The sequence below is a fragment of the Thermomicrobiales bacterium genome (genome assembly GCA_041390825.1).
In the GTDB taxonomy this organism is placed as follows: domain Bacteria; phylum Chloroflexota; class Chloroflexia; order Thermomicrobiales; family UBA6265; genus JAMLHN01.
This window is the reverse complement of the sequence record JAWKPF010000005.1, coordinates 47,548-59,773: the sequence shown is the minus strand read 5'-3', so window position 1 is coordinate 59,773 and position 12,226 is coordinate 47,548. Positions and strand designations below refer to the sequence as shown.

14 protein-coding genes are annotated in these 12,226 nt (G+C 59.2%); 9 read left to right on the top strand and 5 right to left on the bottom strand.

Annotated features, from left to right (window positions below; all coding sequences use genetic code 11):
• The first annotated feature begins 100 nt into the window (after nt 1-100).
• From R2855_01500 to R2855_01485, 4 genes are all read left to right on the top strand, one after another.
• Nucleotides 101-322, top strand: coding sequence for a hypothetical protein (locus R2855_01500; GenBank protein MEZ4529678.1), 222 nt, complete (start codon nt 101-103; stop codon nt 320-322).
• Nucleotides 323-475: 153 nt separating this feature from the next.
• The gene (locus R2855_01495) at nt 476-874 is read left to right on the top strand and encodes a low temperature requirement protein A (GenBank protein ID MEZ4529677.1); all 399 of its coding nucleotides are present in this window, start codon (nt 476-478) and stop codon (nt 872-874) included.
• 696 nt (nt 875-1,570) lie between these two features.
• A complete protein-coding gene (locus tag R2855_01490; GenBank protein MEZ4529676.1) occupies nt 1,571-1,723 on the top strand; it encodes a hypothetical protein in 153 nt (50 codons plus the stop codon).
• A gap of 494 nt (nt 1,724-2,217) precedes the next feature.
• Nucleotides 2,218-2,358, top strand: a complete 141-nt coding sequence (locus R2855_01485) for a hypothetical protein (protein ID MEZ4529675.1) — start codon at nt 2,218-2,220, stop codon at nt 2,356-2,358.
• A gap of 28 nt (nt 2,359-2,386) precedes the next feature.
• On the opposite strand, the gene R2855_01480 is transcribed toward R2855_01485, so the two are convergent.
• From R2855_01480 to R2855_01470, 3 genes are all read right to left on the bottom strand, one after another.
• Entirely contained in the window at nt 2,387-3,232 is an 846-nt protein-coding gene (locus R2855_01480; protein MEZ4529674.1) for a carbohydrate ABC transporter permease, read from the bottom strand.
• On the bottom strand, nt 3,225-4,133 hold the full coding sequence (locus R2855_01475) for a sugar ABC transporter permease (GenBank protein MEZ4529673.1): 909 nt from the start codon (nt 4,131-4,133) through the stop codon (nt 3,225-3,227). The genes R2855_01480 and R2855_01475 overlap by 8 nt, the downstream gene beginning before the upstream one ends.
• Before the next feature lie 86 nt (nt 4,134-4,219).
• Nucleotides 4,220-5,497, bottom strand: a complete 1,278-nt coding sequence (locus R2855_01470) for an extracellular solute-binding protein (protein ID MEZ4529672.1) — start codon at nt 5,495-5,497, stop codon at nt 4,220-4,222.
• A 236-nt stretch (nt 5,498-5,733) separates the two neighbouring features.
• On the opposite strand from R2855_01470, the gene R2855_01465 reads away from it, so the two are divergent.
• The 4 genes from R2855_01465 to R2855_01450 all read left to right on the top strand — a co-directional run bounded on the left by R2855_01465 (nt 5,734) and on the right by R2855_01450 (nt 10,022).
• Complete coding sequence (locus R2855_01465; GenBank protein ID MEZ4529671.1) at nt 5,734-6,477, top strand: glycerophosphodiester phosphodiesterase; 744 nt, start codon at nt 5,734-5,736, stop codon at nt 6,475-6,477.
• A 245-nt stretch (nt 6,478-6,722) separates the two neighbouring features.
• On the top strand, nt 6,723-8,108 hold the full coding sequence (locus R2855_01460; GenBank protein MEZ4529670.1) for an extracellular solute-binding protein: 1,386 nt from the start codon (nt 6,723-6,725) through the stop codon (nt 8,106-8,108).
• 76 nt (nt 8,109-8,184) lie between these two features.
• The gene (locus tag R2855_01455; GenBank protein MEZ4529669.1) at nt 8,185-9,126 is read left to right on the top strand and encodes a sugar ABC transporter permease; all 942 of its coding nucleotides are present in this window, start codon (nt 8,185-8,187) and stop codon (nt 9,124-9,126) included.
• Nucleotides 9,123-10,022: a carbohydrate ABC transporter permease gene (locus R2855_01450; protein MEZ4529668.1), complete on the top strand. Its 900-nt coding sequence runs from the start codon at nt 9,123-9,125 to the stop codon at nt 10,020-10,022. The genes R2855_01455 and R2855_01450 overlap by 4 nt, the downstream gene beginning before the upstream one ends.
• Nucleotides 10,023-10,114: 92 nt before the next feature.
• On the opposite strand, the gene R2855_01445 is transcribed toward R2855_01450, so the two are convergent.
• A complete protein-coding gene (locus R2855_01445; protein MEZ4529667.1) occupies nt 10,115-10,738 on the bottom strand; it encodes a hypothetical protein in 624 nt (207 codons plus the stop codon).
• Nucleotides 10,739-10,912: 174 nt separating this feature from the next.
• Here R2855_01445 and R2855_01440 point away from each other — a divergent pair, with 174 nt between their 5' ends.
• Nucleotides 10,913-11,068 carry a hypothetical protein gene (locus R2855_01440; protein MEZ4529666.1) on the top strand — a complete coding sequence of 52 codons (156 nt, stop codon included), beginning with the start codon at nt 10,913-10,915 and terminating at the stop codon, nt 11,066-11,068.
• A 286-nt stretch (nt 11,069-11,354) separates the two neighbouring features.
• On the opposite strand, the gene R2855_01435 is transcribed toward R2855_01440, so the two are convergent.
• The gene (locus tag R2855_01435) at nt 11,355-12,209 is read right to left on the bottom strand and encodes a PQQ-binding-like beta-propeller repeat protein (protein MEZ4529665.1); all 855 of its coding nucleotides are present in this window, start codon (nt 12,207-12,209) and stop codon (nt 11,355-11,357) included.
• Between the last annotated feature and the right edge of the window lie 17 nt (nt 12,210-12,226).

Here is a 12,226-nt window from a genome sequence, read left to right as displayed (position 1 = left end):
AGTGCGAACGGTTGAAGCACGAATATCGAGCATACCAGCGAACCAACTGTCGCCCGGAACCGGATATGCTTCCCTGTGATCGTGAGCAACGTGCGGGACCGTGAACGCTCGTAACACAGGAATCAGGAGGGCCGCCGCCGCGTGGGCAGGTGGATCAGAGGATGGCGCCGCGCTTTCTTCGAGCCGCACCGGTATCGACATAGCTGATTTCTTCTTCGATCTGGTCTTTGTCACCGTGCCGTCGGCTTCGCCCATCAGCTCTTCACCCGACATTTCCGAAAACCATTCGTCACGGAATCTGAGCTTCTTCCGATCTTCTTAACCTGTATCAATCCCGCCTGGCTGAACTTCACCTGGTTTCAAGCGCCTACGATGTGTGGCATCATCTATCGGATTATGGTGCTGATCCAGATGACCGGCGCGCTGGTTCTCGCGGCCGGAATCCCCAGGCGTTCTCGGAGCAGGACTTCCGGATCTGCATCGCCGGTTACGTCATCATGCGTCTTGTCTCGTTGGGCAGTGGTTACGTGTTGCCCGTTCCGACCTCGAACGCAGATCCACCGCGCTGCATACGCCGGTGGCATCACGCTGGTGCAAATCGGATGGGTTTGGTTCGGATTCATTGCGAGACTCGTTCTCCTGGCCAGTCTTGATCGTCCGCAGCGATTCTCGACTCGTTCCTATCTGGGCAGAACAATTCGGCGCCCACCACCTGGCATCGCATCACATCATCCAGCGCCACGGTCTGTTCACCATCATCGTCCTTGGCGAAGCGGTCCTGTCGGCATCGCTCATGACAGTCGTCGACACGCGCACATTCGACGGCGAGCGCGCCGCCATCGCGGTGGGCGCCACCATCGCCTCCTTTACATGATGTGGTGGGTCTACTTCGACTACAACGCGCCCGACATCATACACGATTCGCAAGACGTTCGTCTGGGCACGCCCATCTTTGGAGGCGCGATCCGCCAGGGCCGCGGTGTGCATCGACTACGCGACCGACGACCGTTGAATTGACCGCACACAATCCCATCTCTTGATGGCAGTCCCCCTCGCCATCTTCTTGCTCAGTCTCTGGGGTTTCCACGATATTACCGAAGCCCGGACCTCCCCTTCGCCGGCCAGCGACTCCGGTCGCGGCGTGCTTCGTGGTGGGATCGGCCTGGCTCCATACGCCCGTGTGGATGGCGATCATCATCCTCCTCTCCGCGGGCCCGGGACATGAACACCCTGAAGCAGCAACGCACTGATTACCGGCGAAGAGGACTGGCCCATATGCGCATCACCGATGTCACCTGTGCCCGTGGGGCGGCTTTCGGAACTTCCTGTTCGTGGTCATCCGGCACCGACGAAGGCATCAGGCGTTGGCGAATCGGGCCTGACTGGCCGCGAACTGGCCGTCACCGGCACGATCGAGCATTTCAAACCATTGCTGATCGGCCAGGATCCGTTCCATCGAACACCTGTAACAGACATCGCGTGGCGGATTCTTCCCCGCTGGGGGCGCAGTAGCGGCAGCACTGTCGGCAATCGATATTGCGCTCTGGGACATCAAGGGAAAGCCCTGAATGTGCCAGTCTATGAACGGATGCAGGTGATCGCCTATCCGCTGGCAGCCCCGATCCGCGCTGGTCGAGTCGTGCCTGGAAACCTGCGAGACCGGCTGGAAGTTCGTGCGTTTGGACTCCCGTCGGGCGATGTGCACGAGCCGCGAACGCCATGAAGACGGCGATTGAGCAGTTCGCAGCCGTACGCGACGCGGTTGGAGACGGATCGAAATCACCTTCGATATCCATACACGGCTCGATCAGCGTGACTCGGTCTATCTGTGCAACGAACTGGGCAGTTCAGCCGTTTCTTCATCAGACGGTGCGCGCCGAGAGCATGCAGGCTCTGCGCGCAGTCCGCGCAGGCACAGATGTGCCCATTGCCGAGCAATTCACCTCCAAATGGCAGTTCCGTCAGATCATCGAGGAAGACCTGGTCGATTTCGCCCGCATCGATCTCTGCCTTGCTGGCGGGTTCACCGAGTCGCAAGATCGCGGGCAGTTGCGAAACCCACTACATCCGCAGCGGCAGTCCGCAACCCGCTCGGGCCCGTGTCGTCGGCCGCCTGTTTGCAACTGAATTTGGCCACCTCGAACTTCGCGGTTCAGGAGCAGCCGCGCATGCCCGGCACCATGTTGACGAGCATTTGTCCCCAGCTCCGCAGATTCCGTGGAAAACGGCTATCTCCTCCCGCCGGACCGTCCGGGACTCGGCATCGAGTTCGACCGTGAGGCCGCGCTGGCGCATCCATTCCAGCTGACTGAGATCCCCCATCTTCACCGTCTGGACGGCTCGTTCACGAACTGGTAGGAAAAAATCGCGCCAGCCGACCCTGATGCTACCCCTTCATGCCCGAGTTCACGAACGTCTCGATGATCTGTTTCTGCGCAACCAGGTAGACGATGAAGGGGGGAATAATTGCCACAGCAGCGGTGACCATCATCGGTCCCCACATTTGTGCTGACTCGACATTGTTCGTAAAGAACTGCATGCCGGTCGAGAGCGTCTTGGCTTCGAAATCGTTCAGGATGAGCAATGGCCAGAGGTATTGGTTCCAGGCGCCCAGAAACGAGAGAATGGTCACCACGGCTATCGCGGGCTTGATGTTGGGAACCACGATTTGCCAAAGTATCTTGATCGTAGAAGCCCCGTCGATCTTGGCCGCATCGATGAGATCTTGCGGCAACACCATCATGTTCTGCCGCAAAAGGAAGACAAAGAAAGCCGTAAACGGAATCGATGGAACAATCACTCCAGTCCAGCTGTTCATCCACCCGCGGTCGGACGTGAAGATGTAGTTCGGAACAACCGTAACGATAAACGGCACGATCATCGTGGCGAGCACCATCCCGAAGAGCAGGCCCCGGCCCCGGAATCGCAATTTCGCAAACGCGAAGGCTGCCGGAATGCTGATAGCAAGCTTGCCTGCGGTCATCAGCACCGCTATTCCAAAGCTGTTCCAAATCCAGTTCTTAACTGGAAAAAGTTGGAGTGCATCGGGAATGTTTTGCAGAGTGGGATGCTGAGGAATGAGCCGAATGTCTTTCGTGAACACCTCAGTGGATTCTTTGAACGCTGTGGAAATCATCCAGAGAAAGGGAAAGATCGTAATCAGGCAAATCAGGACGATCACCAACTCGTAGATTCGGCTGCTGGAGGTCCGGCGAGCATTGTCGCTATCCATAGTGCACATGTCTTTCCAGGTAGCGGAATTGCAGCCAGGTAAAGAACACCGTCGCTAGAAACACGATAACTGCCACTGCGCTGGCAGCACCGATTTGGAAGTAGACGAACCCCTGTTGATACAGGTAGTAAACGATGTTGGTAGTCGACTCGAATGGGCCGCCATCAGTCAGCACATTGATGGCCGCAAAGACATCCTCGTTTACGGTGATCACGGTTGTTACTAGCACGAAGAAAAACGTCGGCGTGATCAAAGGGAATCGAATTGACGTCATGACCTGATACGACGAAGCCCCATCCACCTGCGCGGCTTCCACATAGTCGCGCGGGACAGCCTGGAGCGCAGCCAGGTAGAGCAACATGTGAAATCCCAAGGTCTTCCAGGTGGCAACAAGGATGACCGCCCAGATGGCGGTATTCCGCTCCCCAAGCCAGTTCACGTTGTCGACGCCGAAAACGCCCAACACCTGGTTGATAACGCCGTAGTTGGAATTCAGCATCCAAAGCCAGAGGATCGAAGCGACCGACCACGCCACGATCGTGGGTAGAAAAAGCGCCCCGCGATACAAGTTCTGCAGGCGAGACTTTCCGACACCCCACAGAAGGAGCGCCAGCCCGAGCGGAAGAAAGACCTGCAGTGGGATCAGCGCGAGGGTATAGACCACCGTCCCATGCAATGCGCGTTCGAACCGCGGATCGTCTGTGAGGCGCGTGTAGTTGTCGACGCCGACAAAGTCTTTGTCGGGCCGCACAAAGTTCCAATCGAAGGTCGAAAGGTACGCCGAGTAGATGAGTGGCCAATAAATGAACACCACCATGAGCAGCAGCAATGGCGCCACCAGGAGGTAGGGTGTAATCCCCTCCGAAAAGCGGTACCAGGTGAGCCTACGGTTGGGACGCACGACCTCGGCGCTGTTCGATGAAATGGAATGAGTCGAAACCAGCGCCGTTCTGCCGGCGCTGGTTTCGGAGGAGGACGCGGTCACGTTTAGCCGACGATTGCCTCGATTTCGGCAAGCGCTGCGGATGTGCCCTCTTCGACGCTTATGTCATTGGCCCACATTCGTTGGACGTACACATCCCATGTGCCGCCAGCTTCGGTGCCACGCGGGCCCGGCCAGTTCGTCTCACGAATCAACCCGGCATCGAACTGGGCGTACGCCGGATCCTGGCCCGGAAGCCGCTCTAGTTCGAGATTTGAGATGTTGACGTACCCGGTTTGATTCCAGAGGGTGTACCCCTCTTCACTGCCACAGAATGCAAGGAACTCGGCTACCGCCGGGAACTTGCCTTCGTCCTGCGTAAATGAGCCGAGGAAAGATCCGCCGGTCGACGCGACGACCGGATTCTCACCAAACTTCGGCCAGGTGTTGGTGCCCAGGGTGAATTCGGTATCTTTGTTCAGTCCACCGAGCGACGCGACACTTGCCTGCATCACCGCGGTAGTGCCGGCAACAAAATTGCCTCGAATTTCGTCATTCGTTCCCGACCGATCGTACAGTCCGGCGGTATCCAGGTCGGCAATCGTTTGCAAGGCGCCACGAGCCTCCTCGCTCGTGATTCCAAACGTGCCATCGTCATACATGACACGACCGCCATTGCTCTGGATGATCGTTTGCGCCGGCCAATCCTTGTTGTACGAAAGACCGAGCACCGCTCCGCCGCCCAATGCTTCTTGCAGCTTGACGGCCTCGGCAGCGAAGGATTCCCACGTATCGAACGCGACCGCAGGATCGACTCCAGCTTGCTCGAAGAGATCGGCATTGTAGTAGAGGATCGGCGTTGACAGACCCCACGGAAAGCCGTACACCGTTTCGTCCAGCGTGACGAGTGGCCAAGACGATTCGGTCATGAGCCCCTGAAGTTCCGCGTACCGGTCGCCGGAAACGGACTCCAGCGTGTTGATTCCGAGTCCCTCAACCGCATAATTCAGGAATGCCCATGGCACGGAGACAAGATCCGGCGGATTGCCGGCCGCGATATCGGCCTGGGTCTTTTGCAGGGTCTCGTAGTAGTTGCCTGGAGTACTGGAAACAACGGAAACGGTCGCGCTTTGTGCGTTGAAGGCATCGATGACTTGCGTCATCGGATGTGGATTTGCGGCCGGAGTGCCCCCAGGAGGGGTTCCCCAAATGTGATAGACGGTGATCTCGGTCTTGTCTTGCGCGGCTGCCCGCCGAGCAAACCGTCCTCCAGCGCTCAAAATCCCAGCTGCCGTCATCCCTGCGGCCGCACTCCGCCCCACGAACTGACGTCGAGTGATCATCTTCGCTCACCTCTTTCTTGTTGCCGAAGCCTCACAGGCTCAGCGCCCGATGCACCGTTGCATAGGAAGCCATAGTGTACTTCCAGGATTGCTATGAGCGTGTGAAGTTCTTTGTCTCAACATAGATTCGTCACGGCGCCACTCGAGGATGGCACGATGTGCGGAACTTCCATGGGGCGTGTTCAGCCCGTGGTCGCGCAGTCTTCGAGCGTCTGCACGGTGGTTAGGAGAGGGAAATGACAGAGACCCCGGAGTTCATCGGGCATCGTGGAGCACGATTCGAAGCGCCCGAGAACACGCTTCCCGGCTTTCGGTATGCGATCGGCATTGGCATCCATGCCATTGAATTCGACGTCCGAATGACGGCCGATCACGAGTTGGTCATCATTCACGACGAATCCGTCGACCGCACGACGAACGGAACTGGGCTGATTTCCCAACTCTCCGTGGCCGAGATCCAGTCACTCGACGCGCGCTCGATTTTTCCGGACTGGCCGGAAATCTGCATCGTCCCGACCCTCGACCAGGTTCTGGATACGGTCGCATCGGTCCCCGATCTCATCATCGAAATCAAGAAGGACACACCCGTTCGCCTCGAGCGCATCATTTCACGTGTGATCGAGGAAGTCGAAGCACGCGGACTTACCGATCAGGTAACGATCACATCGTTCGACCCTGTCGCCGTCGGCATCGTTCACCGGCTTCGCCCAGCAATTCGGCATGGCTACATCGGGAACTGGGACGATCCCGCCTTCATCGACACGTCGATCGAGTTGGGATGCACTCAGGTCGATGCTCATATTCCGACCGCCGACCCGACGCTCGTTCGCCAAGGTAAAGAACGTGGATGGAGAGTTGTCGTCTGGCCGTGTAATTCCCCCGACGAGCTGGAGCGGGCCCTAGCGCTTCAACCCGACCTCATTTGCACTGACAGGCCGACGGAGATGCGCGCCCTTCATGGGGCGCTGAAAGGTGCCTAGTCCTCCAACTGATCGATTTTCGACTGGACGCGCCGCGGAAGAAGACCCGCGCACGATTTCACAATTCTCGACAAATACAGTAGGATGCTATCGAACACGTATCGACAAGCGAACAGCGGCCAGCGGCGGTCCGTGACGATGGATGTCCACCAGAATTGGGCGGCCAGCACCCATTTCGCCGATACGCAGGCAATGAGTTCCGGACAACGAGTCTCCGGATCGACTGCACAGGGAGGTGCTCCTCGATGAACGATCGTCGGATCGATGACCTCGTTTCGGAAGCGAAGACGCTCCGCTATTCCCGTCGTCAGGTCATGCGCCGTGCAACCGCGCTCGGACTCTCGGTTCCAGCCGTTTCTCTGGCGCTTTCCGCTTCGGCGTATGCCGCCCCCAACCAGGTGCGCAAGTTCGCCCAGGCGCCTGCCCAGTTGGAGGGCACCAAGCTCAACATTCTGGGCGCATCCTATTTCGTCCCGGCGGGCCAGGAACGGTTCGATGCCATTCTGTCCGAGTGGGGCGAACAGAACGGAGTCGAAGTCAGCGTCGACTATGTCGCCTGGCCGGACTTGCAGGCGAAAATCGGCGCCTCGATCCAGGCCAAATCCGGCCCAGACATCGTCCAGCTCTGGGACCCGTGGCCCTATCTCTATCAAGAGAACCTGGTCGATGTGAACGACATCGCGGGTCCGCTGGGAGAAGCAGGCGGCGGGTACTACGACTGGGTCGTCAAGACAGCATCTGTCGACGGCTCCTGGCATAGCATTCCGTACGGCACTTCTTCATCGGCATATGCCTACCGCCCGAGCTATTTCGCTGAGGCCGGCGCGGAAACATTCCCGGACACATGGGAAGAGCTCTTCACCGTGGGCAAAGCGCTCAAGGAGATGGGCAAACCGCTTGGACAGGCGCTCGGACACAGCCTCGGCGATCCTCCCAGCTTCACCTATGCCTATATGTGGGCCTATGGCGCGATGGAGGTCGAGGACGACGGAACCACCGTTGCCTTCAACAAACCCGAGTTCGTCGAAGGTATGAACACCTTCATCCAGGGATGGAAAGACGCCTTCGATGAGACCGGACTCGCCTGGGATGACAGCGCGAACAACACCGCGTTCCTCTCGGACCAGATTTCCGCCACCCTCAACGGGAGCAGCATCTACCTGAAGGCGGCTGGCCCCGAAGCCGACGGCGGCGTTCCGGCCATTGCCGCTGACATGAACCATGCGGACTTCCCGCAAGGCCCGGCAGGCCGATTCACCAACATCGGCGCGCAGTCGTGGGGGATCACGTCCTACTCCGACAACATCGACGGAGCGAAGTCGTTCCTGGAAACCTTCTATTCCACCGACATGCTCACCTCGTGGTACGAGGCCAACGGCGGATACTACATTCCGGCCACGCCGAACTACACCGAGCTGGAGGTCTACACCGCCAACCCGATCCTGCTTCCCTATCTGAACCTGGTCAACTACGGCCGCAACAAGGGGTATGCGGGACCATCGGACGACAAGGCCGCGCTCTCCTACTCCAAGTACATCGTCATCGACACCTTTGCCAAGGCGGTGCAGGATGGCGACGCGCAAGGCGCCATCGAATGGGGCGCCGATCAGCTCGAGCGCATTTACGGCTGATAGGCGGATATTCGCCCAGGACGCAACAACCGGCAGCGCGTATGGCGCTGCCGGCCCCCTCTCTTAGGAACCCTCGATGGCAGTAGCGCAATCGACCTCCTCCGCCGAACAAGGCCAACTTCAACCGGTCCAGGGGCGCGGTTCGCTCCTGCAGCGAGATGGCGTGCTCGCCTGGCTCTTCATGATCCCGGGCTGGAGCATCCTCCTGCTCTTCATGGCCTATCCGTTCTTTCTCGGGATCTATCTTTCCCTCACCGACAAGATGCTTGGGTTTTCCAAGTACGACTACATCGGACTCGAGAACTACCGCTACCTCTGGACGGACTCGATCTTCCAGCAGACACTGCGCAACACCGTCATCTACGGTGTGGGGACCGTGCCGTTCAAGCTCCTGCTCGGACTCGGACTGGCGCTGCTGCTGAACCGGCAGTTCCGCTTCAGTCGTTTCTTCCGCGCCGGACTGCTCCTGCCCTGGATCGTGCCGACCGCGCTCAGCAGTCTGGCGTGGCTCATGCTCTTCAGTTCCGTCCTCAGCCCCATCTCGATCGTGCTGAAGGAATGGGGCCTGATCGATCAGAACATCAACTTCCTGGGAGATCCCTGGCACGCCCGCATTTCGCTCTGCATCGCCAATATCTGGCGTGGTGTTCCGTTCTTCGCCATCTCGATCCTGGCCGGTCTTCAGGCCGTGCCAACCGAGCTCGTGGAAGCCGCCGCGCTCGACGGCGCTTCCCGCTGGCAACGATTCCGCGCGGTCGTCTTTCCGGTGATCAAGCCAATCGTGCTCATCACCACGCTTTTCTCCATTATCTGGACTATCTCTGACTTCCAACTGGTCTACGTGCTCACCAAGGGCGGACCCGCCAATACGACGCATGTGCTGGGAACCTACGCCTATCAGATCGGCATGAATGCCACTGAGATTGGGCAGGCCGCCGCCATCTCGCTCTATATGTTCCCGGCCCTGGCGTTGGGAGCCATTCTGTTGCTGCGATCGCTCAGGAGCGACAACCGATGAACATCGTTGGCGAAAACCGATGGTGGCAGCGTCTGCTCTACTTCTATCTCCCGCTGGGCATCTTCGTCGTGCTGTTGCTCTTCCCGTTCTATTGGATGCTCATCGTCTCGTTCCGGCCAGACAAGGACTTGCTCAACACCGATCGGAATCCGTTCCTCCCCAATCTGCTGCAACGTACCGACGGCTTCCCCTGGTTCGAGCTCGATTCGGCCGGCGTAACGTTGCGACACTACAGATTCCTCTTCAACGACACCGATTTCGTGCGCTGGCTGCAGAACTCGATCATCGTCACCGTCGGCGCCACTGCCCTGGCGCTGGCCTGCAGCGTCTTCATTGGGTATGCGCTGGGGCGATTCAGATTCCGCGGCGGAACCATCATGGGGGCAGCCATCTTCATAGCCTACCTGGTTCCACCGACGCTGCTTTTCATCCCCTTGGCCGAGATCGTGGCGCGCTTCGGGCTCTACAACCGCTACTGGGCGCTCATCCTGACCTATCCGACCTTCCTGATCCCATTCGCCAGTTGGCTCCTCATGGGGTACTTCCAAACGATCTCGCATGAACTGGAAGATGCCGCCTTGGTGGATGGCGCGAGCCGGTTGCAGGCGATGCGGCAGATCATCCTGCCGTTGGCAATGCCAGGGGTACTTTCCGCCGGAATCTTCTGCTTCACACTCGCCTGGAACGAGTTCCTCTATGCGCTCGTTTTCATGGGCACCGGCAACATGAAAACCGTGCCGGTTGGTGTGGTGAGCGATCTGATCAAGGCCGACGTCTACTTCTGGGGCCCGCTGATGGCCGCGGCTGTGCTCGGCTCGGTCCCGGTCGCGGTTGCCTATTCCTTCTTCGTCGACAACTACGTCTCTGGCCTGACCGCCGGCGCCACGAAGGGCTGACAACGCGAGTCAACGCCTTCAGTCCGGCTTCGCCGGGGATATGGCAGCCACGTGCAAGTGCTACCTCACCCGATGTGGATGACAAGATTTGGTCAGGTGACGACGACTCTCTCAATGGTTGCCGTCCCCGTGCGCGGCACTTGCCAGTCATCGAGCCAACCCGCAGCCATAGCCACCGCGTTGGCGACATCGATCGTTCGCCCGGTTTGCGTCTCCATAATGCTGCCCAGCTGGACTGCAACGATTCCAGCCTTCCCAGGTGACGTCTCAGGAACATTCGCGCCTGGCGGGAGCACCCATCGATCGACGGTAATCGTCACCCGGTCAGTCGCGTTTCGGAACGTCGTCCTCGCGAGAAGCCGGAGTTGAAACGAAGCCGCCGTCCAGGTGTCACCAGGCGACGCACGGTTGATCATGCGCTCGAGGCGGTTTCCACCGTTGATCGCAGACTCGGCATGTTCGTATCTCCCGGGAGGACTGTTGACCGGGCGCGCCAGCACGATCCACCCATGGACGCTTCCCCTATTACGACCCAGGTCGATTCGCATTCCCTTCTCGACGACCAGTGGCGTTGCTGGCGAGATCGGTCCGCTGGACGAAAGCGCCTCCGATGCGTCGAACAGCTCACCGGTTCTCAACCACACCAGTGCGGGTCCATCGATCTCGATGGTGCTTTCCGGCTTGCCTGGTTCTCCAGAAATTTCCAGCAGCGCCAAGGCGCCCTCGGACCAATCGATTCCCCGCCACTCCGCGAGTACTATCGGGTTCCCGACGGGGCGCGGAAAAGGTGCTCGCCATCGTTCTCGAACCCTGCCATCGCGAATCATCAGAGTTTCGCTCTGAGACCATGATCGCTCCCCATGTTCCGACGACTCAACGGTGAAGGTTGCATGCACGAGCTCGCGGTCTCCATCGAGATTCACAAGCCGAACGCGGGTATCAGGAACGGCACTGTGAACGAGTTGAGCGAACTCGATGAGTTGCATTCGAGACTGAGCAGGTTCCTGGGAGACCGGATGATCGACGAAGTCAGCAGCCAGGATTGAGTTCAGTGAGTCGACAGCACCCCGCGAATAGGCAGTGTTCAATGCCAGATAGAAGTCCGTGGCGACACGAGAAGCTTCCTGGCCGACAGAGTGGTACTGCATGTGGGTTTGCTGCTCGATGAGAGATTCGACCGCAAGCACGGCTTGGGCTGATGCAGCGAGCAAGATGACCAGTAGCAGGGTCAATCCGCTACCTTCTCGATTGCGGGTGTTTGTCGCGATGAGCGAGGTTCGCATGGTGCTTCCGCTCCAGTCAGCTGAGACCGCTCGGAACGAACATCCGCGGTCAACTGGACTCTTCTGTTCCGATTGCATGCAGGACACCTGCGTCGTCCGCCACGAGCACCAATCCGTTCTCGACCACAGGCGCCCCGAGGCGCGTGTGATCGGTCGCGCCAACCGGAAGCGACCACAGACTTGTCATCGAATCGATCTCAACGGCGGCCAGTACTGAGCTACGGCCTCCCAGATAAAGCACGCCATTCCCAATCAGATAGGTAGTGTGTCCAAACTCAGGCTGCTCACCACGCTCAACGGGCGTGCCTGTGCGGGCATCGAAAGAGCGCCATTGGCGATCGATCGAGAAGACGTTCACGGTCTCGCCGATCACCACTGGAGACGGAGGGGGAGAGGACGCCGCCCAATCGAACTCCTGTTTCCAGACCTGCCTTCCGCTCGTGAGATCGAGGGCGATCAGGGCCGCGGATAGGTTCTCGAAATCGAGATTCTGCGTCGATCCCGCGTTCGCGGTGGGCTGGTTGAAGAGATACACGGTGCCTTCGCTGACCATCGGCGCCGACCACAGGGGATACGCCGCATCGGTGAACGCCCAGAGAGTTTCTCCCGTTGCCAGATCGAGCGCCGTAACTGCCTGGTCTCTACTCGCAATGACAACCCTGCCATCCGATATCGCGGGGGCCGCCAGGATCGGACCACCCAGCTGCATTGCCCATACCTGCGCCCCGGTCCCGGCATCGAAGGCCGAAACGCCTCCATCGTTGGCCACCGCAATCACGAAGCCGCCCATTCCGGCAAGTGGCGCAAGCAGACTCCCCTGGATCGTCGCGCTCCAAAGCTCGTCTCCCGAATCGAGGCTCAGGGCAACGATGAGCGCAGTGCCGTCCGATCGACTGACCGGCACGATCAATCGGCTCTCCA